Here is a 26,421-nt window from a genome sequence, read left to right as displayed (position 1 = left end):
AGGGTGAATCACTGGCCAAGAGCGCCGTGGTCTGTACCAGCATGGGTTTCGCATGGCTTGGCAGGGGCAAGGGTGAGACGAAAAGGCTTCAATTGGCTCTATCGGGGTGCTAGGTTGGTCGAGTTATCGGCCACAGATTGTGTAGGAAAGTGCCATGGAGTCCCAGGTTTTTGAGAACAAGCGCATCGGCGTGGAGGAACTTACCGGTCAGGTCGTTACGGGCGTAACCTTTCTGGATTGCGACTTTTCCCGGGTCGACCTGTCGGAAACCCAATTCATCGATTGCAGCTTCTACGACCCCGAGCGGCAAGTGGGTTGCAACTTTCGCAGCGCCAAGTTGAAGGGCGCCTCGTTCAAGCGCTGCGACCTGACGGTCTGCGTGTTCAACTTTGCCAGCGCCCTGGGGCTGGAGATCACTGAGTGCAAGGCACAGGGCGCCGACTTCAGCAGCGCCAGTTTCATGAACGTGATTTCCAGCAAGTCCTGGTTCTGCAATGCCTACATCAACAAGAGCAACCTGGCCTACAGCAACTTCTCCAAGGTGAACCTCGAGAAGTGCGAGCTGTGGGACAACCGCTGGACCGGTGCCAATGTCACCGGGGCCAGTTTTACCGGATCGGATCTGTCTGGTGGCGAGTTCAGCCTGTTCGACTGGCGATCTGCCGACTTCACCGGCTGCGACCTGACCAACTCGCAACTGGGCGACCTGGATATCCGGCTGGTGAACCTGGACGGGGTCAAGCTCGACCGTGACCAGATCAGCCACCTTGCCGCACACCTGGGAATCAACGTGATCGGCTAGCCGCGATTGCGGCCTGTGAATCGCCACGGCGTTCTTGTATCCCGAAGGCTGCCCAGGCCACCTCATTGCGCCTTGTGCAGCGGCTGGGCCGGATTGCCACAGACCGTGGTGTAGGGTGCCACGCTCCTGGTCACCACTTCCCCCATGCCGATCACCGCGCTACGGCCGATGACGGTGGGGCGTTCTGCCGTTCTTTGCTTGATGATGGCCCCGGCGCCGATACAGGCATGGTCCTCGATCACCACCGCACCGTTGCAATGGACATTGGGAGCGAAGGTGACGAAGTCGCCGATGATGCAGTCATGGGCCACATGGTTATTACAGGTTGGCATGGAAGAAACGGCCAAACCCTCCAGCCCCACAAATTGCGTGGACGTCCACGGTGTGCGGTGCCTCGTGGCAATACCGTTGCTGGCATCAGCCGCCAAGCCTAACGGATTCACCCTGGCGCAGGGCAGGGGGCAAGGTATTCCTGCCAGGCGCCGGTCATGCAAGGAACCAACGACCAGCCTTGACCTCCCAAGACCGCATCCAGAAGATGCACCCCATCAACCCCAGGCTCAGGAGAGAGCATGCAGGCGCAAGACGGTTACTTCGACATCACCCCCGAGGATCTGCAAGATCGTTCCCTGGCCGAATTGGTCGCCAGCCAAACCTTGCCCGTGCGTGGCGTAGGCCTGGACCTGAGCGGCCAGGACCTGTCTCGCATCAACCTGGCCGGGGCCCATTTCGAACGTTGCAGCTTCAGCGGCAGCAACCTGACCGCCGCCAACCTGAGCAATAGCCAGTGGCTCAGCTGTCGGGCCGGCCAGGCGATCCTGCGCTCGGCGGTGCTCACCGATGCCCGTTTCGAACGCTGCGACCTGAACAACACCCTGTGGCAGCGCAGCAAGGTCGCCCATGTACAGTTCGAGGGTTGCAAGCTGACGGGGGCCAATTTCGCCGATGTCTCGGCCCTGGGCCTGGTTTTCTCCGATTGCCTGCTCAACAGCGCCATGCTGTCCGGCATCTCGTTCTACAAGGCGCAGCTGTACAAGATCGATTTCAGCGAGGCCGACCTCACCTACTGCGATTTTCGCAAGGCGGTGTTCGTCGAGGGCGGCAGCCTGTCCCTGGCCCGGGTGAACAATGCCCGTTTCGACGATGCCGACCTGCGCGAGGCGAGCCTGCAGGGCCTGCGGCTGGTGGACGCCAAGCTGTTCAAGGGGGCGATCATTTCCCGTAGCCAGGCCGGCATGCTGTTGGCTGGCCTTGGGCTTACGGTGCTCTGATTCAGGTCCGCATCGTGGCCTGTTGTGCCTCGAACAATTCATCGATCACCCCCAAGAACGCTTCCACCAGGTGACTGCGCCCCTGGCTGCGGGTCAATACCAGCAGCGGGGCGCTGGCCCCCAGGTCGGTCACTGGCCGGTAGGTCACGCCCTTGCGGGCCAGTGTCTGGGTACAGCTGGGTACCAGGGCGATTCCCTGGCCCGCCGCCACCAGGGCAATGATCGAGGTGATCTGGCGCCCGCTGGGGCCAGGGCGCAGGGGCAGGTCGTTGCGTCGGTACAGCTGTTCTATGGCCTCGTTGAGTCCCGAGCCGTAGCCGGTCGGAAACTGGATCAGCGGGTACTCGCTCAGCGCAGCCAGGTTCACCTCGGCCCGGGCCGCCAGCGGGCTGTCGCTGGCGAGCGCCGCCACCAGGGGTTCATCGCCCAGGGACCGGGTGTGGATTTCGCTCAGCTCCTCTGGCGGTTGCATCCGGCTCAGGCCGATATCGATACGACCGTCGACGATTTGCCCCCACTGGCTGACCGACGCGCCTTCCACCAGGGTCAGTTGAACCTGCGGAAAGCGTTGGGCAAAAGCCTGGAGCGCCTGGCTGAACAACTCCGACAAGGCAATCGAGCTGGCGTAGCCCAGGGCCAGTTGCCCGGCGCTGCCTGCGGCCAGTTTGTCCGCCATGACCTGGGCCCGCTCCACCTGTTCCAGCACCGCCTGGGCATAGGGCAGGAAGTGCTGGCCCTGGGGAGTGAGGGACACCGCGCGGCTGGTACGGTCGAACAACCGAAATCCCAGTTCGTTTTCCAGCGTCGAGATCTGGCGGGTCAGCGGCGGTTGCGCGAGGTGCAGGCGCAAGGCGGCGCGGCCGAAGTGCAGCTCTTCGGCGACGGTCAGAAAGTAACGCAACCTGCGTAGATCGAGCATCCTGGCTCCCGGGTATCGATCGGTCGAAAATCGGTATTGGTCTTGGTTCGGCGGCGTATTTTATAAAGCCCTTTCGTCACAAAACGAGAGGTTTCATGAATCTGCCCCAGCATCACGCCCGCCTGGCCCTGTTTTTATGTGGTTGCGCGGCTTTTCTCCATTTGTATGCCACCCAGGGCATTCTCCAGGTACTGGCCCAAGAGTTTGCCGTGGGCACCGCGGAGGCCGGCTGGAGCATCACCCTGACCACACTGGGTGTGGCGCTCAGCGCGCCTTTGAGCACGCGCTTGAGCAGCCGCTTTCCACAGCGGACGGTGATCGTGCTGGCCGCCTTGCTCCTGGCACTGCCGTCGGTGTTGCTGGCTGGCGCTGGCAGCCTGTTCCAGCTGCTGGCCTGGCGCCTGGTCGAAGGCCTGCTGATTCCCCTGGTGTTCGCCACCAGCGTGGCCTATATCGGCGATCGCTGGAGCGGCGGCACCGTCACCGAAGTCACCAGCCTCTATGTCGCCGGTACCGTGCTCGGCGGCTTCGCCGGGCGCTTTGTCACCGGCGTCGCGACCCAGTACCTGGGCTGGCGCGAGGCCTTTGTGGTACTGGCGGGCCTGAGCGTGCTCATCGGCCTGGCCATCCATCGCCTGTTGCCGGCCAATCCCCCCGTGCCGGCCGGTAACACCACGCGCCGGGCGGGTCTGCGTGAGCTGTGCAGCAAACCCTTGCTGGCGGCCTATGGCGTGGGGTTCTGCGTACTGTTTTCGCAAGTCGCCACCTTTACCTATGCCGGGCTCTACCTCAGCCAGCCACCCTTCGCGCTGGGGCCGGCGGCCCTGGGCACGCTCTACAGCGTATTCCTGCTGGCACTGGTGGTCATTCCCGTCGCCGGTCGCCTGAGCCGCTCCCGTCCCCAGGTCGAGTTGCTAGCGGTCGCGGCGCTGCTGGGCGTCTGCGGTTCGGCCCTGACCCTACTGTCCTCCCTGTGGCTGATGGTGCTGGGCCTGGCGCTGAGCTCCACCGGGGTGTTCCTGGCCCAGGCTGCGGCCAATGCCTTTACCAGTACCAGGGCCGGGCCAAACAAGGCTCGTGCGGTAGGGCTATACCTGAGCTGCTACTACCTGGGGGGCAGCGGCGGGGCTCTGGTCCCGGCACTGCTTTGGGAGCGCTGGGGCTGGCATGGCTGCGTAGCGCTGATCGTGATGTTCCAACTGCTGGTCCTGCTGATCGGCTGGTTTGGCTGGCGCGCCCCGCAACCCCGGCGGCAGTTGGCCGGTTGATTCAGCCAGCGCCTGCGACGTTGTTTGCTTTCTTCCCTCCACTTCATCCGGCCCACATCATGAACGATCTGAACCACGCCACCCCGGCCCCCGCCAACGACACCCAGGTACGTCGCCGCTCCCTGCTGGCCGGATGCAGCGCCCATGCCGTGCATGACGGGCTCACCGATGTGATCTACGTATTGCTACCGCTCTGGCAGGCGCAATTTGCCTTGAGCTATGGGCAGATCGGCCTGTTGCGTGGGGTCTACTCCGCCATGATGGCCGGCTTCCAGTTGCTGGCCAGTCGGGCGGCCCGGCGCTGGGGGCGCGAGCGATTGCTGGTGGGCGGTACCGCACTGGCCGGGCTGGCCTACCTGCTGGCGGGGCAGGCCACCGGGCTTGCGGTATTGCTCCTGGCCCTGGCGCTCGGAGGCCTGGGCGCCAGCACCCAGCACCCCCTGGCCTCATCGATAATCACCGATACCCATGAAGCCGGTGGCGGGGTCAAGGAAGCCCTGGCCCAGTACAACTTCGCCGGAGACATCGGCAAGACCCTGGTTCCCGGGTTGGTGGGGCTGCTGCTGGCCGTGGCCAGCTGGCGGGCCAGCGTCACCCTGGTCGGCTTGCTGGGGCTGGGCTGCGCAGTGCTGCTGTGGTGGCTGATGCCATCCAGGGACAGTACCTTGGCCATGCAGGGCAAGGCCCCGAAGGCCGCCAACGGCCATGGCTCGCTCATTGGGTTAGGGGCGCTGATCGTCACCGGCACGCTGGACAGTGCCGTGCGCATGGGCTTCCTGACCTTCCTGCCGTTCCTGCTCAAGGCCAAGGGCGCGGGTAGCGTCGGGATCGGCCTGGCCCTGACCCTGCTGTTCATCGGCGGCGCGTTCGGCAAGCTGTTCTGCGGTTATCTCGGGGCCCGCATCGGCATGATGAAGACCGTCTGGATCACCGAATCCAGCACGGCCTGCCTGATCGTGCTGGCGGTGTTCCTGCCCTATGGCGGCCTGATGCTGATGTTGCCGCTGCTGGGCCTGGTGCTCAACGGCACCTCATCGGTGCTCTATGGCGCAGTGCCGGACCTGGCGGCTGCCGGCAAGCGCGAACAGGCGTTCTCGCTGTTCTACACCGGCACCATCGGCGGCGGGGCGCTGGCCCCGGTTCTGGCAGGCCTGCTCAGCGATGCCAGCAGCGTGATGGTAGCGATCATGGTACTGGCGGCGCTCCTGCTGTTGACGCTGCCACTGTCGTGGTACGTGCAACGTGGGTTGCACGTCGAGGGCGGCTGAGTCGCAGGTGCCATGCGCTTGCAGTCGTTATGCACCATTTTTCACATAGATTTACAGCTGCCGGAAAAGCTCCGCGCTAGCCTGTCGTCATTGCAGATCGCCAGCCAGGGGACGATCCCGGCCATGCCGTGGAGCGTTGGCCGCGGCTGGCTCTGGACTCAAAAATAGATCGATCAATCAGTCTATTCATCGCGCTGCACGAGCCTGCTGCGCCAGGATGAGCAATGAGAACGGCAGACCCCTACAAGGCACAGCATCGGCGTCGCCAAATCCTTGGCGCCGCGGTGGAATGTTTCGCCCGCCACGGTTTCCACGCCACCAGCACCGCACAGATCTGCGCCGCTGCCGGGATGAGCCCGGGCAACCTGTTTCATTACTTTCCTAGCAAGGCAGCGATCATCGCGGCCATTGCCGAGCAGGAGCAGGACAACATGCTCCGCTTGTTCGAGCGCTGGTCCGCTGCCGAGGACGCACTGGGGGCCATCGAGGAACTCGCCCTGGCCATGATGGCGCTTTCCAGCGACCCGCTGCAGGCCCGCATCAGCATCGAGGTCGCTGCTGAGGCCACGCGTAATCCGCAGGTGGGGGCACTGTTCGCGGCCAATGAAGCCCAGGTCAAGGCGGGTCTGGCGGTGTTGCTCGAACGCGGCATGGCCGCCGGCCAGGTCGACCCGCAGCTCGACCCGGACAAGGCCGCGGTATGGCTGGTGGCGCTCACCGAGGGCGCCATCGCCAGGGTAGTGCTGGAGCCCGGGTTCAAGGCCCGGGAGCACCAACCCATGCTGCGCCAGATCATTCGGCGCTTTCTGCGCCCCCAACCCCTGGAGCCTGGTTGAGTACCGCCCGCAATACTCCAGGCAGCCATGGCCAGCTCCACGGCAGAGCATTGCGCCCAGCGCAAGGGCGCGCGTAATCATTCGAGAATCCAGCAGATGAACCCGACGAATCCCACCCCCGAGCAACGGCGCGAGCAGCGGCTCCAACGCCTGGCCCAGCACAAGCCCAAGCTCCTGATCATGGCGTTGCTGACCCTGGTGGTCGCCGTGCTGGCGCTGTGGCTGCCAGGAACCCAACTGCCCGGTGGCAATAACAACCAGGTAGCGCCGGCCATGAAGGTCAGCAGCGTTGTGGCCCAGCCGGGCAGTGTCGGGCAGAACCTGTTCATCAGCGGCAGTGTGGTCCCCCGGGAAGAAATCGCCATTGGCACCGCGTTGCAAGAACAGCGCGTCGCGGCAGTCTTGGTGGAAGAGGGAGACCAGGTGATAGCGGGCCAGACCCTGGCGCAGTTGGAAACCAGCACTCTGGACGCCCGGGTACAACAGGCCGAGGCTGCGCTGCGTCGCAGCACTGCTCTGATCCGCCAGCACCAGGCGCTGCATGCCGAGGCCCGGGCCAGCCTTGGCCGCCTCGATCAACTGGGCAGCGTTGGTGCTGCCAGTGCCCAGCAGGTGGACCAGCAGCGGGCCCAGTCGCGGTCTGCCGAGGCTAACCTGGCGGCAGCCCAGGCCGAGCGTGAACAGGCGCAGGCCGAGCTGGCGGATGCCCGGGCCCAGCGGCAGAAAGCCGTGGTGCGGGCACCGGTGGCGGGGGTGATCTCCGAGCGCCATGCCCGTATCGGAGCCATGAGCGGTAGCGAGCCATTGTTTCGCTTGATCCGCGACAACCAGCTGGAGCTGGACGGCGAAGTGACGCAGAACGGCCTGGGCCTGCTTGAAGTCGGCACCCAGGTACAGGTCCAGGCAGCGGGGGTGGCGACGCCAGTGGCCGGCACTGTGCGCCTGTTGGCCCCGAAGGTCGACCCTACGAGCCGGCGAGCCCGGGTACGCATTGCCCTGGCCGCCGAGCCCGGCCTGCGTGCCGGCAGCTTCGCCAGCGCCAGCTTGGAGAGACCGCAACAGGCCACGAGCCTGGTGCTGCCACAGCGGGCCCTGACTTTCGTCAGCGACGAACAGGCCTCGGTCATGGTGCTGGAGCCGGACGGTACGGCCAAGTTGCGCCAGGTTCGTGTCGGTCGGCGTGATGGTATCCAGGTCGAGGTGCTCGCTGGCCTCGCCGAGGGTGAGCGGGTCGTGGCCCAGGCCTCGGCGTTCGTTCGCGATGGCGATATCGTCAACCCGGATGACGAGCCGTCGAGGGCGACGCCATGAGCCTGCAACTGTCCTCTTGGGCGATCCGCCGGCCGATCCCCACCCTGGTGATGTTCCTGGTGTTGACGGTCGCTGGCTGGTTCTCTTTCGTGCAGTTGCCGATCAATGCCAATCCCAGGGTGGAGTTCCCGGTGATCACCGTAGTGATTTCCCAGGTCGGGGCGGCGCCCACCGAACTTGAGCATTCGGTGACCCTGCGGGTCGAGCGCGCGGTATCGGGCCTGGCCGGGATCCGCCATATCACCTCCACCGTGGGCGACGGTATTTCCTTGACCACCGTGGAGTTCCAGCTAGGGGTCGACCCGGGACGCGCGGCCAACGATATCCGCGACGCCATCGCGCTGATCCGCGCCGACCTGCCGCAGACCATCGAGGAGCCGATGATCACCCGTGTCGATGTCGAGGGCGGGGCGATCCTCAACTATGCGGTGCAGGGGCGCGACCGCCAGCTGGCTGACTTGTCCTGGTTCGTCGACGATGTACTGAGCCGTGAGTTGCTGGCGGTGCCGGGGGTACAGAAGGTCCAGCGCCAGGGTGGCGTCGAGCGCGAGGTCAGGGTCGAGTTGCAGGCCGAGCGCCTGCAAGCCCTGGGCGTGACCGCCGACCAGGTCAATGCGCAACTGGTGCAGAGCAATATCAACGTGCCTGGTGGGCGGGCCAGCGTGGCCAGCAGCGAGCAATCCATCCGCACCCTGGGCAGTGCACCGACCGTGCACGCCCTGGCCAATACACCCATTGCCTTGTCCGATGGACGCTGGGCACGCCTGGAGGACCTGGCCAAGGTCTACGACGGTGCCAGCGAGGCCCGCTCCAGGGCCCGGCTCGACGGTCGGGAGGTGGTGGGGTTCGCAGTGTTTCGCGCCAAAGGCTCCAGCGACACCCGGGTCGCCGCCGGGGTAGAGGCCACGATCCAGCGCTTGCAGCAGCAAAACCCCGACCTGCAGATCCTCCAGGTCTCGTCCACCGTTGACTACACCCTGGCCAGCTATGACGCTGCCGTCATGACCCTGGTAGAAGGCGCGTTGTTGACCGTGCTGGTGGTGTTCGTCTTCCTCAGGAGCTGGCGTGCCACCCTGGTGGCTGCCATTGCCTTGCCGCTCTCGATCCTGCCGACCTTCGTGGTGATGATCGCCTTCGGCTATTCCCTCAACAGCATCACTTTGTTGGCGTTGACCTTGGTGATCGGCATCCTGGTGGACGACGCCATCGTCGAGATCGAGAACATCGAGCGTCATCTGGACCAGGGCAAGCGTCCCTACCAGGCGGCCATCGATGCCAGCGACGCCATCGGCTTTGCCGTGGTGGCGATCACGGCGACCATCGTTGCGGTGTTCCTGCCGGTGAGCTTCATCGGTGGTTTCGTCGGCCAGTACTTCGCTCCGTTCGGCATCACCGTATCGGCGGCGGTGCTGGCTTCGTTGCTGGTGGCGCGACTGGTCACGCCCCTGCTGGCGGCCTATCTGCTGGCGCCCAAGGCCTGCGCCAGTGGAGGACACGACCCGGCGCCAGCCTCGCCGCGGGGAATCCTGGCGCACTACCTGAACCTGCTGGAATGGGCCCTGGGCCATCGACGCCGAAGCCTGGGTATCGCCGGCTTGTTCCTGTGTGGCTCGTTCGCCCTGGTGCCGCTGCTGCCTTCGGGCTTCATGCCGGTCAACGACACCAGCCTGACGCGTATCGATGTGTTCCTGCCGCCGGGCACGCCCCTGGCCCAGACCGACGAGGTTTTCACCCGCATGGCCGAGCAACTGCGCCAGCGGCCCGAGGTGCTCTCGGTGTTCGCCACCGCCGGCGGTGAAGACCCGTCCGGCACCACCGACGTGGCGACCGGGCAACTGCTGGTCCGGCTGGTGCCGGCCAGCGAGCGCGAACTCAGCCAGAAAGCCTTCGAGCAGTCCCTGCGCCCGTTGCTCAACGGTTTTGCCGACCTGCGCTATTCCTTTCGTGGCGAGGCCGCGGCACGGGATGTCTCGATCATCCTGGTGGGGGCCGATGGCCAGGTCCTGAGCCAGGCCGCCCATGCCTTGCAACGGCAGATGCGCGGTATCCAGGGGCTGGCCAACGTCCAGGTCAACGAGCCGCTGGCACGTCCGGAACTGCTGATCCAGCCCCGGGCGGACGAGGCGGCGAGGGCCGGGGTCAGTGCCCAGGCCATCGGCAGCGTGGCGCGGATCGCCACCGTGGGGGAGATCAACTCCAGCTCGGCGCGTTTCAACTTTCCCGATCGCCAGGTGCCGATCCGGGTACTGCTGCCGCAGATCAAGCAGGGTGATCTCGATGCCCTGAACAACCTTGGCGTGGGCACCAACAGCGGCACCGTGGTGCCGCTGAGCGCCGTGGCCGATATCGGTTATGGCAGCGGGCCGGCGCGGATCGAGCGTTTCTCGCGGCTGCGCAGGATCTCGGTGGATGCCGATCTGTCCGGGCTGACCCTGGGGACTGCACTGGAGGCCGTGGAGCAGCTACCGGCCCTGCAAGACCTGCCCCAGGGCGTGACTCGCATGGAGTACGGCGATGGCGAGTACATGACCGAGATGTTCGACAAGTTCGCCGTGGCCATGGGCTTCGGCATCATGATGGTGTTCGCGGTGCTGGTGCTGCTGTTTCGCGATTTCCTGCAGCCACTGACCATTCTCACTGCGCTGCCACTGTCGGTGGGCGGAGCCATCGGCGGGCTGTTGCTGTATGGCGCCGCCATCGACATGCCAGTGGTCATCGGCCTGTTGATGTTGATGGGCATCGTCACCAAGAACTCGATCCTGCTGGTGGAGTTCACCATTGAGAAGCGCCGTGCCGGCGTGTCCCGGCACCAGGCCCTGATGCAGTCGGGAGCCGAACGGGCGCGGCCGATCATCATGACCACCCTGGCCATGGTCGCCGGCATGCTCCCGGCGGTGTTCAGCACCGGGGCCGATGCCGGTTTCCGCGCCCCCATGGCGGTGGCGGTGATCGGTGGCCTGGTGACCTCGACCCTGCTCAGCCTGGTGCTGGTGCCGGTGGTGTTCAGCTACCTGGACGACTTGAACCAGTGGCTGGCGCCGCGCCTGGCCCGGCTGACCTCGGTGACGGCGCAGGACCGCGCCGAAGGGCGCCTGTGAATGCGGGCCGGGTGGCCAGCCAACCTTTGAACGACAACTTTGTGGATGACCCTCATGACCTGGTTTTCAGCGACTGTTCAAGACTATTGGCAATCACAGTTCTGCTGCCCGGAAGGCTTGCAGGGCAACGGCGGTTTCAGTGTGCGACTCAATCCCGAACTGGAGGACGAGTCACGCCTGATGCTGCTCCAGACCCCCGGCGGCAGCCAGGCGGTACTGGCCCCGGCCATGGCGCAGATCATGGGGTTGTCCGAGGCCCCGGTAGCCACCGAGGCCGAGTTTCTGGCCCGGGTGGCGCGGGCCGGCATCACCTTCAATGGCGCCGACCATGTGTTCTATTTCCCTCGCCAGTGCCAGGCCGAGTTGCTTGGCGACGATGCCCTGGGCGATACCCGGGCGCTATCGGCCAGCGATGAGCAGGCCTTCACTGGCTTCCAGTCCAGTGCCAGCGAAGAGGACCTGGACAATGCCTACGTCGAGCTGGACCACTGGGCGGTATTCGGGGCGTTCGACGAAGGGCGGTTGGTGGCGGCGGCCAGCCTGTATCCCTGGGACGAGTCGAGGCTGGCCGATCTCGGGGTCCTGACCCTGGAGCCGTTTCGCGGCCGTGGCCATGCGCGCAGGCTGGTGCGGGCCATCTGCCGACATGCCCTGGAGCAGGGCCAGGAGCCGCAGTACCGCTGCCAGACCGACAACCTGGCCTCGGTGGCGCTGGCCCGGGCTGCCGGGCTGGCGCTGTTCGGCCAGTGGTGGGCGGTTTCTGCGGACTGCGAGGTCTGAAGCCTCGGCGCTCTTGCCGTGGCGGGCCCGGCTGGGCGCATTCTCAGGGGTGTTTCCTGAACCTGGACGGCCAACATTGACGCGGGCCCGGCCAAAACACCCGGGTGACCCGCATCAGGGTAGGGGAGGCAGGATCAGGCGCCGACCATCCACTTGGCCAGGCCGTGGCGGCCACTGACCCCCAGCTTGGCGGCGGCACGCTTGAGGTAGGTCTCGATCGAGCTGTTCTTGACGCTCAGGCGCTGGGCCATCTCCGGCACCGTGCCGCCGGTCAGCAACCCCAGGCAGACTTCCTTTTCCCGGGCCGAGAGTGTGATGTCGCCCAGCGACAGGCGCTCGTCGAACTCCCGCTGCAACGGGGACTGGTCCTGATTGGCCACCGGCCGCGTGCTCCAGTTGCGCAGGCTCTTCAGGGCTTGTTGCCGATACTGTTGGGCATGGCGCTCCAGCAGTGGCAGCAGGGTTGTGGACAGGCTCTTGAGAAACGACAGCTCGGCCAGGGAAAAGGCGCCCTGGGCCGACTCGCGATAGAAGGCGATGACACAGCGGCGGTTGGCCTTGCGCGAGACCAGGTGGCACTGGTGGGGGAGATTGCGCGATTGCCGGTCATGGGGCTGGATGTTGATCTGGATCAGCAGCGAATCGTCCATTTCCAGCATCTTGTGCAGCAGTGGGTCATGGCGTCGCGGTGGCTCGGGCAGTGGCAGCTCTTCCTGCAAGCCGGCGCGCCCCAGCAGGGCGATCTCCCGGGAGCAACCGAGGTTTTCGTCGAGGGTCCACTCGCTGAGCAACAGTTGGCTCACCGAGACCAGCTTGTTCACCAGTTCGAGCATGTTGGCGGCGAACTGCCCATGGCCGGTGCTGGAGATCAACTGTCCCAGTTCCAGGTAGAAGTGTGGGGTTTGCATGTTCGCGAGGTTGCTGCTCAGACTCATATCCCTATCATCCTTGATCAAGGCAAATCGCTGATCGAAGCCTTGTTGCGACGGCACACCGCAACAGGTTCTCCATGAACCTGATCCGGTCAGACGAATCTGATTTAAGCCTAAGAATTTGCTTGGCGTCTGTAGGGGTAAACTGGGACAAAAAAAGCCTGCCCGGTGCTCTGCAACGCCGCGTCCACGATCGCGCGAATCGGCCTGGCGGGCCCGTGGGCGTTTGCTTGCGCCCCTGTGCAAGTGCCTGAACGGGCTGTTTGGCCAAGGGGTCGGAAGTCGACTTTCGAGTCAACTGCCTCGTGTACGGATGGTCAATTTCCTACAGCTAATTCAGCCGATCCGCTGATCACTTCCTTGCTCCCGGCATCGCCCGGCCAACAGCCGCTCCACAGCCTAGGCGGGCCCCCGGACCGTCCGGGTTTCGGGTGACATACAGGCCCTGGGGCCGGTGCTTAAATCCGCGGACATCAGTGCCCAGGCCATCACATGAGAAGGATCTTATGACGCTTTTTGCTGCCATAGCCGTGGGCGACTTCGTCGCACCTGCCACTCTCGTTTCCCTGCGCCAATCGTCGGTTGCGAGAGCGGCCCGGGGGCATTCATGAACGCCAGCCCACTACAGGCCACGGGCCTGCCGTTGACCGCCGGGCAACGCGATATCTGGCTCGACCAGCTCAGTCGTGGCGACTCGCCGTTGTACAACATCGGCGGGTATGCCGAGCTGCGAGGCCCGTTTCGCCCCGAGTTGATGCAGCGCACCGTGGAGCTGGTGGTGGCCCGGCATGACGTGCTGCGCACCGTGCTCTCCCTCGAAGGCAGCCAGGACGGCCTGCCCCTGCAGTACTTCGACCGCCATTGGTCGGTGGAGCTGGCCTTTCACGACTTCAGCGACGAAACCGACCCGCTGGCTGTCGCCCGCCAGCATGTCCAGCGACAAATGCAACAGGCCTTTCCCCTGGAAGGGCAGCGCCTGTGCCGTTTCTCGCTGCTGCGCCTGGGCCCCGAGCACCACCTGGTGGAAGTCGAGGCCCATCACCTGATCCTCGATGGCTGGGGCTTTGCCCAGCTCTCCCAGGCCCTGGGCGAGGTCTACGGTGCCCTGTTGCGCGGCGAAGAGCCCGAGGCCACGGCCCCGTGCTTCAGTGACTTCATCGAGGACGATGCCCGCTATCGCCAGTCCAGCCGCTATCAGCGCGACCGCGACTATTGGCTGGACCTGTATCGCACCTTGCCCGAGCCCCTGTTGCGCACGCGTTACCGGCCATCTCCCGACGCCCCTCCTGGGGAGTCCCTGGTGCAAGCCTTCCCGGCCGTCCTGCATGAGCGGATGAAGAGCCTGGGCCAGGAACTGGGCGGGTCGGCATTCCATGTGCTGCTGGCGGCGCTGCATGTGTACTTCACCCGGGTTGGCCAGCGTGCCGAATGGGTGTTGGGCATGCCTGTACTCAACCGGCCCAACGCGGCCTTCAAGGCCACCCTGGGTTCCTTTACCCAGGTCAGTGCGGTACGCATGGATTTTCCTGGCGAGCTGACCTTCCAGGGGTTGGTGATGGCGGTGCGCGACAGGCTCAAGCAGGATTTTCGCCACCAGCGTTTCCCCTTGAGCGAACTCAACCGGGCGTTGGGACTGCTGCGCGAGGATCGCACCCAGCTGTTCGAGCTGTCGCTGTCCTATGAAGTGGAAAACCTCGACTACCACTACGGCGAAGCCGGGGCTTCCTCGGTCAAGGTTTCCAACCACCATGAGCCGGCGCCGCTGGCCATCCACCTGCGCAGCAACCGTTTCGAGGACAGTGCCTGGATGCACTTCGTCTACGATCGCAGCTACTTCCGGGACGAAGACATCCAGGCGCTGTCCGCCCACCTGCTGCATGTACTGCAGCAGGGGCTGGAGGACGTGGCGCTGCCCATACGGCGTTTCTCATTGCTGACCGATGGCGAGCGTGCGCGGCTGCAGCAGTGGAACGCCACCGACCGAGCGTCGAGCGCCGAACGCCTCATCCATGCGCGCATTGAAGCCTGGGCCGAGCATACCCCCGAAGCCATCGCCCTGGTGGCCCAGGGACGGACCCTGAGCTATGCCCAGCTCAACCAGCGGGCCAATACCCTGGCCCGGCACCTGCTGACATTGGGCGTAAGCCCGGACGACCGGGTCGCCATGGTCGCCCGACGTAGCCCCGAGACGCTGGTGGGCCTGCTGGCGATCCTCAAAACGGGGGCCGGTTATGTGCCCATCGATCCGGCTCATCCGGCCGAGCGCCTGGCCTACCTGTTGGAGGACTGTGCGCCGGTGGCGGTGCTTACCCAGGGAAGCCTGGCGGAAGGGTTGCCGCCCCTGTCGGTGCCGGTTCTGAGCGTGGACAGCGAACAGTGGCGCCAGGGCAGCCCCCGTAATCTGCAGGTTCCCGGATTGACCCCGCAGCACCTGGCCTACGTGATCTACACCTCCGGTTCCACCGGCCTGCCCAAGGGCGTACTGGTGGAGCACCGGAGCCTGTCCGGACTGGTGGACTGGCACTGCCAGGCCTTCGACCTGCGGCCAGGCAGCCAGGCGTCCTGCCTGGCCGGCTTTGGTTTCGATGCCATGGCCTGGGAGGTCTGGCCGACCCTGTGTGCCGGGGCGACCCTGCACCTGGCCCCGGTCAGCGAGGGGCCGGAAAACCTGGACGCCTTGCTCGCCTGGTGGCGTACCCAGCCCCTGGACCTGAGCTTCCTGCCGACCCCGGTCGCCGAGTACGCCTTCAGCCAGCAGTCCGGCCACCCAACCCTGCGCACCTTGCTGGTGGGTGGCGATCGCCTGCGCCAGGCGCCAGGTGAACAGGGCTTTGTCCTGGTGAACAACTACGGTCCGACCGAGGCCACGGTGGTGGCCACTTCCGGGGTGATCGAGGTCGACGCGCCCTTGCATATCGGGCGACCGATCGCCAATGCCCGCATCTACCTCCTGGACGAGCAGCAGCAACCGTTGCCCATTGGCGTGCCTGGCGAGCTGTATGTCGGTGGCGCAGGCGTGGCCCGCGGTTACCTCAACCGGCCCCAACTGACCGCCGAGCGCTTCCTCGACGATCCATTCAGCGACCAGCCCGGTGCCCGCATGTATCGCACCGGTGACCTGGCTCGCTGGCAACAGGACGGCACCCTGGAGTACCTGGGCCGCAACGACGATCAGGTGAAGATCCGTGGCCTGCGCATCGAACTGGGGGAAATCGAGACCTGCCTGGGCTGCCATCCGCTTCTGCAGGAGGCCGTGGTCCAGGCCCGCGACGGTCAACTGGTGGCCTGGTTCACCGCCCGCGAGCCGGTAGCCATCGGCCAGTTGCGCGAGTACCTGCTCCAGCACTTGCCGGACTACATGGTGCCCATGGCGTATGTGCAGCTCGAGGCCTTGCCGCTGACCGCCAATGGCAAGCTGGATCGCCAGGCGTTGCCGGCCCCGGGCCCGCAAGCGCTGATCAGCCGCGAGTACGAGGCCCCCTGCGGGCCGCTGGAAACCACCCTGGCCCGGCTCTGGAGCGAGGTGCTGCACGTGCCGCAAGTCGGGCGCCATGACCATTTCTTCGAGTTGGGCGGGCACTCCCTGCTGGCCTTGCAGCTGATCCAGCGCATGGGCCAGGAGGGCCTGCATGCCGATGTGCAGGTACTGTTCGGCCAGCCGACCCTGGCCAGCCTCGCCGCCGCGGTGGATGACCGGCCGGCCTGGCAGGTCCCGGCCAACCGCGTGCCTTCGGGATGCCAGCGCATCACGCCGTCCATGCTCAGCCTGCTGGACCTGGACCAGGACAGCATCGACCGGGTGGTGGCCACGGTTCCTGGCGGGTCCGCCAATGTGCAGGAGATCTACCCGCTGGCGCCCTTGCAGGCGGGCCTGCTGTATCACCACATGACGTTTGCCGCACGCGATCCGTACCAGCAACACGCCTTGTTCGCCTTTGCCCGCCGCGAAGACCTGGAAGCCTTCGCCCAAGCCTTGCAGGCGGTGATCCAGCGGCATGACATCCTGCGGACCAGCCTGGTCTGGGAGGTGGTCGAACCGGCGGTGCAAGTGGTCTGGCGCGAGGCCCGGCTGACGGTGCAGGAATTGCAGCCCCAGCCTGGGGGGATCGCGGTGGCCGAGCAACTGATCGAGCATTTCGATCCGCGGCATCGGCCGCTGGATATTCGCCAGGCGCCGATGCTGGCCCTGGCCTGGGCCGAAGACCGGCAGAACCAGCGCTGGGTGGCGATGCTGCGTTTTCATCACCTGGTCAACGATGCCACCTCCACGGTGACGCTGATGACCGAGATCGGTGCCCATATGGCCGGGCACCAAGGGCAACTGGCCGCGCCTTTCGCCTATCGGGAGTACGTGGCGCGTACCGGCTTGCAACAGCAGGAACACGCGGCGTTTTTCCGCCAGGGCCTGGCAGCGGTGGACGCGCCGACCTTGGCCTTCGAGCTCAAGGAGCGTCCTGGCGAGCAGTCGGCCCCGGATGAGGTCCGGCACTTGCTGGATGAAGATCTGGCCCGGCGCCTCAGGAGCGCGGTGCGCCGACAGGGCGTCAGCGCTGCCAGCCTGTTCCACCTGGCCTGGGCCCTGGTGCTGGGGCGCAGCAGCGGTCGCGACGATGTGTTGTTCGGGACGGTACTGTTGGGGCGGCTGCAAGCCGGCGCCGGCGCTGATCGGGCCCTGGGCATGTTCATCAACACCTTGCCGCTGCGCCTGGAGCTGGCAGGGCTCGGGGTCGCCGACGGCCTGCGCCAGGTCCAGGCACGCCTCAGTGCCTTGCTGGCCCACGAACAGGCGCCGTTGTCCCTGGCCCAGCGCTGCAGCGCGGTGGCGCCGCCGACGCCACTGTTCAATGCCTTGCTCAACTATCGGCATAACGTCGGTGCCGACGCCCAGGCACTGCTGCAGGATCTGCCAGGGGTGGAGCTGCTGAGCTGCGAGGAAGTGGTCAGCTACCCGCTGATGCTGGCGGTGGATGACCTGGAGCCGGGCTTTCGCCTGGGTGTCCGGGCTCCGCGACAGATCGGCGCCCAGCGGGTCCTGGATTACCTGGTCTGCGCCCTGGAGGGGCTGTTGCAGGCCTTGGCGCAGGCCCCGCAGACGCCGCTGCACAGCTTGTCGATCCTGCCGCCGGCAGAGGCGGCGCAACTGCTGCTGGAGTACAACGCCACCGAGTCCGACTACCCGCGCGAGTCGACCCTGCACGCCTTGTTCGAGGCCCAGGTGCGGCGCACTCCCCAGGCCATTGCGCTGCAAGCCGGCGAGCAGTGCCTGAGCTATGCACAGCTCAACCATGAAGCCAACCAGCTCGCCCATCACCTGCGCGAACTGGGTGTCGGGCCGGATGTCCGGGTCGGGCTCTGTGTCGAGCGCGGTCCGCAACTGCTGGTGGGCTTGTTGGGGATTCTCAAGGCCGGCGGGGCCTATGTGCCGCTGGACCCGGACTATCCGGCCGAGCGCCTGCGTTTCCTGGTCCAGGATAGCCAGCCACGGGTGCTGCTGGTACAGCAGTCGACCCGGCATCTGCTGCAAGGCCCGGGCCTGGCGCTACTGGACTTCGACCATGCGGCCTGGCACCACCAGCCCGGCCATGACCCGCAGGTACCGGGACTGAACGTCTCGCACCTGGCCTATGTGATCTACACCTCCGGCTCCACCGGAACGCCCAAGGGGGTGATGGTGGAGCACCGTGGCCTGGGTAACCTGATGCACTGGGGCTCGCAGTTGTGCCCGCAGTCCGGCGGCGGCACCTTGCTGCAAAAGGCTCCGTTCAGCTTCGATGGTTCGGTCTGGGAGCTGTTCTGGCCACTGGTCACCGGCATGCGCTTGCTGTTGGCACGACCTGGCGGCCAGCGTGAGCCGACCTACCTGGCACAGCTGGTGGTGGAGCAGCAGGTGACGATGGTCAAGTTCGTCCCGGCCATGCTGTTGCAGTTCCTGCAGTTGGAAGAGTCGGGCCAGTGCCAGAGCCTCACCGATGTGTTCTGCGGCGGTGGCGAGCTGACCGAGGCGATCGCCCGCCTGTTCCGCCAGCGCCTGCCCAGGGCGCGGCTGCACAATGTCTATGGCCCCACCGAGGCCACGGTGGACAGTACCGCCTGGACCCTGGAGCCGGGGGCAGCGATTCCGGCAGTGCAATTGCCCATCGGCCGAGCGATTACCAACACCCGGCTGTACGTGCTCGATGCCCATGACCAGCCCGTACCACGGGGTGTCAGTGGCCAGTTGCACATCGGTGGCGTCGGGGTCGCCCGTGGCTACCTGGGGTTGGCGCAGTTGCAGGCCGAGCGTTTTATCGACAGCCCCTTCGTCGCGGGCGACCGGCTGTACCGCACGGGCGACCTGGTGCGCTACGGCGACGACGGCAACCTGGAGTTCCTGGGGCGCAACGACTTCCAGATCAAGTTGCGTGGCTTGCGCCTGGAGCCGGGGGAAATCGAGGCGCGGCTGGCCAGCCATCCGGCAGTGCGCGAGGTGGCGGTGTTGATGCGTAGTGAGCGCCTGGTGGCCTACTACAGCCTGCACCCGGGGGCGAGTGCACCCGGCGTGGAAGGCTTGCGGGCCCATGTGCTGGAGCGCCTGCCGGAGTACATGGTGCCGGCGGCCTATGTACTGCTTGCCGAGCTGCCCTTGAGCAGCAACGGCAAGCTGGACCGCAAGGCCCTGCCCGAACCTGGGGCCGAGGCGGTGCTGGCACGGGCCTTCGAGGCGCCGGTGGGAGAGCCGGAAACCACCCTGGCGCGGCTGTGGGCCGAGGTCCTGCAAGTCGAGCGGGTAGGGCGCCATGACCATTTCTTCGAGCTGGGCGGGCATTCCCTGCTGGCGGTCAGTCTAGTGGCGCGCATGCGCCAGGAGGGGCTGCACGCCGATGCACGGCTGCTGTTCAGCCAGCCCACCCTGGCGGCGCTGGCAGCCAATACCCGCAGTCATTCGCGAAGTGTGGACATCCCCGCCACCACCATTCCCCAGCTCAAGCGCCAGCGGCGCCTCTGAGCCTGCAATGACCCTTGTCGGTCATGGTTTCCCGCGCCGGCCTTGAGCCGGCGCGGGTCGCAGTGACTTTGGGGACAGGGCCCGGGCAGTGTCCCAACTTCCTATGTCAGTTCCCCGCCAGGGGATGTTTTAGCGTTTCCAGGCGGCGCCAGACCCTGGCGGTCGATGGCCCACGGATACTCCGGGAGCCATGGCCGCTCGATGTTCGGGCACCTGGCCGCATCTGAAACGTTGCATCTGAAACATGGACCGTTCTCTTCAACCGTTTCCGAATTCTCAGGCAGGTTCCCCATGCAGCTCAGTGAATTGATGGCAGCTCTTTCCACTCTCGCGATCCGCCTGCAGCGCGAAGACCAGGACCTGTTGGTCCAGGGCGACGACGAGGCCCTGGACGATACGCTCTGGGACAGCCTGGTGGAGCACAAGGCGCGAATTCTGGAACTGTTGGACCAGCAGGGCGGCGACTGGCTGAGCCCGGCCTTCAAGATCACTCCGGACATGCTGCCGCTGGTGCGCCTGGACCCACCGGCCATCGAGCGCATCGTCGCCGGGGTACCGGGTGGGGCGGCCAATGTCCAGGACATCTACCCCCTGGCACCGTTGCAGGAAGGCATGCTGTATCACCATCTATCGGCGGCTGCGGGCGATCCTTATGTGTTGCAGGCACGCTTCGCCTTCGCCAGCGAGGGCCTGCTCCGGGACTTCACCGCGGCCTTGCAATGGGTCATCGAGCGGCATGACATCCTGCGGACCGCCATCGCCTGGGAAAGCCTCGATGAGCCGTTGCAAGTGGTCTGGCGCCACGCGCCGCTGGTGTGCGAGGAGATCGCGCTGGACCCTGCCGAGGGTGATGTCCTGGAGCAGTTGCAGGCCCGTTACGATGCCCGGCACTTGCGCCTGGACCTGCGCCAGGCGCCGCTGCTGCGCCTGGTCCATGCCCGGGACCCGGCCAACCGGCGCCAGGTGGCCTTGCTGCTGTTCCACCACATGGCCCTGGACCACGCCGCGCTGGATGTGGTGCGCCAGGAAATCCGCGCCTGGCTGCTGGGGCACAGCGACCGGCTGCCGGCGCCGGTACCGTTTCGCAACCATCTGGCCCAGGCCCGGCTCGCCCAGGAGCAGGGGCAGCACGACGCCTTTTTCCGCGAGATGCTCGGTGATATCGACGAGCCGACCCTGCCGTTCGGCCTGGGCGACGTCCAGGGCGCTGGGCGGCGCATCGAAGAACACCGGGCGACCCTCGATCCGAACCTGAGCCAGCGCCTGCGCAGCCAGGCCCGGCAGTTGGGGGTGAGCGTGGCCAGCCTGTTGCACCTGGCCCTGGCGCGGGTCCTGGGCCAGGTCTCGGGGCGCGAGGCGGTGGTTTTCGGCACCGTGCTGCTGGGGCGCATGGAGGCCGGCGCGGGGGGCGAGCGGGCCTTGGGCATGTTCATCAACACCTTGCCGCTGCGAGTGGATGTCGGGGCCCAGGGCGTACGAGCCGGGGTGCTGGCCACCCATCGGCGCCTGACCGACCTGCTGGGCCATGAGCATGCCTCCCTGGCCCAGGCCCAGCGTTGCAGCGGCGTGCAGGCGCCGACTCCGTTGTTCAGCGCCATGCTCAACTATCGCCACAGCCATGCCGACGATGGTGCGCAGACCCAGGAAGTGGTGCCGGGTATCCAGGTTCTGGGAGCACAGGAGCGCACCAACTATCCGTTGACCATCAACGTCGACGACCTGGGCGAGGACCTGCGCATCATCGCCTTGGTGGACGCCCGCATCGGTGCCGTTCGCATCACCGGCTACCTGCTGGGGGTGCTGGAAAGTCTGGCGCTGGCCCTGCAGACCACGCCAGAGGCGGCGGTGCACAGCCTGGAAATGCTACCGGCCAGCGAGCGTCATTACCTGTTGCATGGCCTCAACACGCCCCCGGGGCATTACCCGGACACCGTACTGATCCACCAGCAGGTCGAAGCCCAGGCGCGGGTCCAGCCCGAGGCCCCGGCGCTGATCTTCCAGGGGCAGCGCCTGAGCTACGGCCAGCTCAACCAGCGCGCCAACCAGGTCGCCCACCGTTTGCTGGCCCTTGGGGTGCGCCCTGACCAGCGCGTGGCGATCTGTGTCGAGCGCGGGCTGGAAATGATCATTGGCCTCCTGGGGATCCTCAAGGCCGGTGGCGCCTACGTGCCCATCGACCCGGCTTATCCGCGCGAACGTATCGCCTACACCTTGCAGGACAGTGCCCCGGTGGCGTTGCTGGTACAGGCCGATACCCAGGCCCTGGTGGCCGACCTGCGGGTGCCGCTGATCGATCTCGACAGCCGCAGCCTGGCCCACGAAGCCCTGGACAACCCCGAGGTCGCGGGGCTCAACGCCACCCACCTGGCCTATGTGATCTACACCTCCGGCTCTACCGGCCTGCCCAAGGGCGTGATGGTGGAGCATCGCAACGTGGCCCGGCTGTTTGCCGCCACCCGTGACTGGTTCGATTTCAACTGGCGCGATGTCTGGGCGTTGTTCCATTCCTTTGCCTTCGACTTCTCGGTGTGGGAAATCTGGGGTGCCCTGGTCCATGGCGGTCAGTTGCTGGTGGTGCCCCAGGCCGTCAGCCGCTCGCCGGATGCCTGCTATGCGCTGCTCTGTGAGGCGTCGGTGAGCATTCTCAACCAGACCCCCAGTGCCTTCCGCTCGCTGATTGCGGCCCAGGGCCGCAGTGCCCTCAAGCATTCGCTGCGCCAGGTGATCTTCGGCGGCGAGGCCCTGGAACCGGGGATGCTCAAGCCCTGGTATGCCCGGGTCGGCAACGTCGGTACCCAACTGGTGAACATGTACGGCATCACCGAGACCACCGTCCACGTGACCTACCGGCCGCTGCAGGCCGCCGATGCGCAACTGGTGGGCATCAGCCCCATCGGCCGGCGTATTCCCGACCTGCAACTGTATGTCCTCGATGCCCGGCGCGAGCCATTGCCCGTCGGTGTCGTCGGGGAGCTGTACGTGGGGGGCGCCGGGGTGGCGCGGGGGTATCTGAACCGTGACCAGCTCACGGCCGAACGCTTCATCGACGACCCGTTCAGCGCTCGCGCCGGGGCCCGGCTGTACAAGACCGGCGACCTGGCCCGCTGGCGCACGGACGGCAGCCTGGAATACCTGGGGCGCAATGACGACCAGGTGAAGATTCGCGGTTTTCGCATCGAGCTGGGGGAAATCGAAGCGCGCCTGGCAGCCTGTGCCGGCGTGCGCGAAGCGGTCGTGGTGGCGCGCGAGGACGTCCACGCAGACAAGCGCCTGGTGGCCTATTTCATCGCCCAGCCGGGCGAGCAGCCCAATGCCACGCAACTGCGTGAGCAACTGCGCCAGCACTTGGCCGACTACATGTTGCCCAGTGCCTTCGTGCTGCTGGACAGCCTGCCCCTGACCACCAACGGCAAGCTCGATCGCAAGGCCCTGCCGGCACCGGACAGCCAGGCCGTGGCCCGGCGCGACTACGAGGCGCCGCAAGGCGACGTGGAGCAGAGCATTGCGCGTATCTGGCAGGAGTTGCTACAACTGCCCCAGGTCGGCCGCCAGGACAACTTCTTCGAGCTGGGCGGGCATTCGCTGCTGGCCGTGAAGCTGATGGAGCGCATGCGCCAGGTGGACTTGTGCGCCGATGTGCGGGTGCTGTTTGGCCAGCCGACCCTGGCCGCCCTGGCTGCGGCCGTGGGAGCCGGCCATGAGGTATCGGTGCCGGCCAATCTGATTGCCCCTGACTGCCCGCGCATCACTCCCGATCTGTTGCCGTTGGCCGACCTGGACCAGGCCGCCATCGACCGGGTGGTGGCCACGGTTCCAGGCGGTACGGCCAATGTCCAGGACATCTATGCGGTGGCGCCCCTGCAGGCGGGCATCCTGTATCACCACCTGAGCAGCACCCAAGGCGACCCCTACCTGTTGCAGGTGCAATTCGAGTTCGCCGACGAGTCGAGCCTGGAGACCTTCATCCAGGCCATGGACCAGGTGATCCAGCGTCACGACATCTTGCGCACCAGCCTGGTCTGGGAGGGCCTGGACGAGGCTGTGCAAGTGGTCTGGCGCCAGGCTCCGCTGGCCGTGCAGGTGCTGTCGGTAGAACCGGCCAAGGGCAGTACCCTGAAGCAATTGCAGGCGCGCTTCGATCCCCGCCACTACCGCCTGGACCTGGGGTGTGCGCCGCTCATGCGCCTGGTCTGCGCCCAGGACCCGGGACAGGCGCGCTGGCTGGGCATGCTGCTGTTCCATCACCTGGCCCTGGATCATACGTCCCTGGAAGTGCTGGTGGAGGAAATCAGCGCCGTGCTGCAAGGGCGTGCCACCCAGTTGCCGCCCGCTACGCCTTATCGCAACTATGTGGCCCAGGCTCGTCTGGGGCTGGACGAAGCGCAGCACCAAGAGTTCTTCCACGACCTGCTGGGGGACATCGACGAGCCGACCCTGGCGTTCGGCCTGCAGGACGTCAACCGTGACGGGCAGGGTATCCAGGAGCGCCAGCTCAGGCTCGATCCGCTGCTGTGCCGGCGCCTGCGCGAACGGGCCCGGGCCCTGGGCGTCAGTGTCGCCAGCCTGGTGCACCTGGCCTGGGGCCGGGTGCTGGGGCAGTTGTCCGGTCGTGATGAAGTGGTGTTCGGCACCGTGCTGCTGGGGCGCATGCAGGGCGGTGCGGGGGCGGACCGGGCCCTGGGCATGTTCATCAACACCCTGCCGCTGCGGGTCAGCCTGGGCGGGCAGGGGGTAGAGCAGGCCCTGCGCGACACCCACGCGCGGTTGTCGCAGTTGCTTGGCCACGAGCATGCGTCCCTGGCCCTGGCCCAGCGCTGCAGTGGCGTACCGGCGGCGCTGCCACTGTTCAACAGCCTGCTCAACTATCGCCACAGCGCTCGGTCGACCGATCACGAACAGGCGCTGGCGATCTGGGAGGGCATTCGGGTACTCGACTCCCAGGAGCGCAGCAACTATCCACTGGTGGTCAATGTCGACGATGACGCCGAGGGCCTGCGCCTGACCGTGCAGGCCGTGGCCCAGGTAGACGGGGCCCGGGTCTGCGATTACCTGGCCTGTGCCCTGGAGCACCTGGGGCAGGCCCTGGAGCAGTCACCGGCCCTGGCACTGGGGGAGATCCCGGTGCTGCCCCAGGCCGAGCGGCGCCAGATCCTGGTGGACTTCAACGCCACGACCCGCGACTACCCGCGCCAGCAGGCCTTGCACCAGCGTTTCGAGGAGCAGGTCCTGGAGCGCCCGCAACAGGTCGCGGCGGTGCATGGCCAGGAGGTGCTCAGCTATGCCCAGCTCAACGCTCGGGCCAACCAGCTGGCTCACCACTTGCTAAGCCTTGGCGTGAAGCCAGGGGCTCATCTGGCCCTCTTGCTGCCGCGTTCCATCGACCTGCTGGTGGGCCAGCTGGCGGCCAGTAAATGCGGTGTGGCCTACGTACCGCTGGACGGCAATGCCCCAGCCTCGCGCCAGGCGTTCATGGTCCAGGACAGCCAGAGCGTGATGCTGTTGACCCGCAGCGACCAGCTACTGGATGTGCCGGTGCCGCGCCTGGAGCTGGATCGGCTGTCGTTGCAGGGGACGCCCACGCACAATCCGGATCTGCAGCTGTCCAGCGAAGCGGTGGCGTACATCATGTACACCTCCGGTTCCACCGGCGAACCCAAGGGCGTCTTGGTGCCGCACCGGGCCATCACCCGATTGGTGATCAACAACGGCTATGCCGACTTCAACACCGGTGATCGGGTGGCGTTCGCCTCCAACCCGGCGTTCGACGCCAGCACCCTGGACGTCTGGGGACCTTTGCTCAACGGTGGCCGGGTCGTGGTGGTGGACCACCAGACCCTGCTCGATCCACCGGCGTTCGCCCAGCTGTTGCAAGCATCTGGCGTGACGATGCTGTTCCTCACCACCAGCCTGTTCAACCAGTACGTGCAACTGATTCCCCAGGCCCTGAAGGGGCTGCGCATGCTCCTGTGTGGTGGCGAGCGGGCCGATGCCACGGCGTTCAGGCGGATGCAGGCCCAGGCCCCGGGATTGCGCCTGGTCAATGGCTACGGGCCGACGGAAACCACCACCTTCGCGGTCACCCACGAGCCGTGGGAATTACCAGCGGATGCCGACAGCCTGCCCATCGGCCGACCCTTGTCCAACACCCAGGTGTACATCCTGGATACCCGCCAGCAGCCGTTGCCCATCGGCGTGGCGGGCGAGATCGTGATCGGTGGCGACGGCGTGGCCCTGGGTTACCTCAATCGCCCCGAACTCAATGCCCAGAAGTTCATCGACGACCCCTTCGGCGAGCGTTCCGGTGCGTTGTTGTACCGTACCGGGGACATCGGCCGCTGGCTGGATAATGGCCTGCTGGAATACCTGGGGCGCAGCGACGACCAGGTGAAGATCCGCGGCTTGCGCATCGAGCCTGGGGAAATCGAGGCGCGCTTGCTGGCCTGCCCGGGGGTCAAGGACGGTGTGATCCTGGTGCGCGAGGACGAACCGGGCGAGCAGCGCCTGGTGGCCTACTACCGGGTCCAGCAGGATGCCCCGTCAGTGTCTGCCCAGAGCCTGCGCGCCACCTTGCTGCAACAACTGCCCGAGTACATGGTGCCACTGGCCTATGTGCGGCTGGACACCTGGCCGTTGACGGCCAACGGCAAACTGGATCGCAAGGCCTTGCCCGCGCCACCGGCGACGGCCATGCCCGGACGTGAATTCGTGGCGCCCCAGGGCGACGTGGAAATCGCCCTGGCACGAATCTGGAGCGACCTGCTCAAGGTCGAACGAGTGGGGCGCCATGACCATTTCTTCGAATTGGGTGGGCATTCGCTGTTGGCCGTGAGCCTTATCGAGCGCATGCGCCAGATTGGCCTGGGGGCCGATGTGCGGGTGTTGTTCAGCCAGCCGACCCTGGCTGCCCTGGCGGGGGCGGTGGGCACCAGCCGCGAGGTGCAGGTGCCGGCC

The 26,421-nt window shown here is 66.2% G+C and carries 12 protein-coding genes and 1 pseudogene (1 of these 13 cut by a window edge); 10 read left to right on the top strand and 3 right to left on the bottom strand.

Going from position 1 to position 26,421, the window contains the following annotated elements:
* Nucleotides 1-154: 154 nt before the first annotated feature.
* Nucleotides 155-802, top strand: a complete 648-nt coding sequence (locus ATY02_RS20895; RefSeq protein WP_068586339.1) for a Qnr family pentapeptide repeat protein — start codon at nt 155-157, stop codon at nt 800-802.
* Nucleotides 803-885: 83 nt separating this feature from the next.
* On the opposite strand, the pseudogene ATY02_RS36680 reads toward ATY02_RS20895, so the two are convergent.
* Nucleotides 886-981, bottom strand: a pseudogene (locus ATY02_RS36680) (acetyltransferase); the annotation flags it as partial.
* A gap of 393 nt (nt 982-1,374) precedes the next feature.
* On the opposite strand from ATY02_RS36680, the gene ATY02_RS20885 reads away from it, so the two are divergent.
* Nucleotides 1,375-2,073, top strand: coding sequence for a pentapeptide repeat-containing protein (locus ATY02_RS20885; protein ID WP_068586341.1), 699 nt, complete (start codon nt 1,375-1,377; stop codon nt 2,071-2,073).
* A 1-nt stretch (nt 2,074) separates the two neighbouring features.
* Here the strand turns inward: ATY02_RS20885 and ATY02_RS20880 are convergent, their stop codons facing one another.
* Nucleotides 2,075-2,992, bottom strand: a complete 918-nt coding sequence (locus ATY02_RS20880; protein WP_068586343.1) for a LysR family transcriptional regulator — start codon at nt 2,990-2,992, stop codon at nt 2,075-2,077.
* 95 nt (nt 2,993-3,087) lie between these two features.
* On the opposite strand from ATY02_RS20880, the gene ATY02_RS20875 reads away from it, so the two are divergent.
* From ATY02_RS20875 to ATY02_RS20850, 6 genes are all read left to right on the top strand, one after another.
* Entirely contained in the window at nt 3,088-4,260 is a 1,173-nt protein-coding gene (locus tag ATY02_RS20875; RefSeq protein WP_068586346.1) for an MFS transporter, read from the top strand.
* A gap of 59 nt (nt 4,261-4,319) precedes the next feature.
* Entirely contained in the window at nt 4,320-5,528 is a 1,209-nt protein-coding gene (locus ATY02_RS20870) for an MFS transporter (protein ID WP_068586349.1), read from the top strand.
* Between the two features lie 224 nt (nt 5,529-5,752).
* Nucleotides 5,753-6,364, top strand: a complete 612-nt coding sequence (locus ATY02_RS20865; protein WP_068586353.1) for a TetR/AcrR family transcriptional regulator — start codon at nt 5,753-5,755, stop codon at nt 6,362-6,364.
* Nucleotides 6,365-6,391: 27 nt separating this feature from the next.
* On the top strand, nt 6,392-7,675 hold the full coding sequence (locus tag ATY02_RS20860; RefSeq protein ID WP_083236093.1) for an efflux RND transporter periplasmic adaptor subunit: 1,284 nt from the start codon (nt 6,392-6,394) through the stop codon (nt 7,673-7,675).
* The gene (locus ATY02_RS20855; protein WP_068586358.1) at nt 7,672-10,773 is read left to right on the top strand and encodes an efflux RND transporter permease subunit; all 3,102 of its coding nucleotides are present in this window, start codon (nt 7,672-7,674) and stop codon (nt 10,771-10,773) included. The genes ATY02_RS20860 and ATY02_RS20855 overlap by 4 nt, the downstream gene beginning before the upstream one ends.
* A 54-nt stretch (nt 10,774-10,827) precedes the next feature.
* Complete coding sequence (locus tag ATY02_RS20850; protein ID WP_068586362.1) at nt 10,828-11,553, top strand: GNAT family N-acetyltransferase; 726 nt, start codon at nt 10,828-10,830, stop codon at nt 11,551-11,553.
* Nucleotides 11,554-11,687: 134 nt separating this feature from the next.
* Here ATY02_RS20850 and ATY02_RS20845 read toward each other — a convergent pair whose 3' ends face one another.
* Nucleotides 11,688-12,488, bottom strand: a complete 801-nt coding sequence (locus ATY02_RS20845; protein WP_068586368.1) for a helix-turn-helix transcriptional regulator — start codon at nt 12,486-12,488, stop codon at nt 11,688-11,690.
* Between the two features lie 604 nt (nt 12,489-13,092).
* Between ATY02_RS20845 and ATY02_RS20840 the strand changes: the two genes are divergently transcribed.
* Both ATY02_RS20840 and ATY02_RS20835 read left to right on the top strand, forming a co-directional pair.
* On the top strand, nt 13,093-19,470 hold the full coding sequence (locus ATY02_RS20840) for a non-ribosomal peptide synthetase (protein ID WP_068586371.1): 6,378 nt from the start codon (nt 13,093-13,095) through the stop codon (nt 19,468-19,470).
* 291 nt (nt 19,471-19,761) lie between these two features.
* Nucleotides 19,762-26,421, top strand: the 5' portion of a protein-coding gene (locus ATY02_RS20835) for a non-ribosomal peptide synthetase (RefSeq protein WP_164823701.1). Its footprint extends 6,438 nt past the window's final position; the window shows 6,660 of its 13,098 coding nt (coding positions 1-6,660); it begins with the start codon at nt 19,762-19,764; its stop codon lies beyond the right edge, outside the window.

Source organism: Pseudomonas sp. BIOMIG1BAC (assembly GCF_001705995.2).
GTDB lineage: Bacteria > Pseudomonadota > Gammaproteobacteria > Pseudomonadales > Pseudomonadaceae > Aquipseudomonas > Aquipseudomonas sessilinigenes.
The sequence above is the reverse complement of the archived record's forward strand: the minus strand, read 5'-3'. Positions and strand labels throughout refer to the sequence as shown.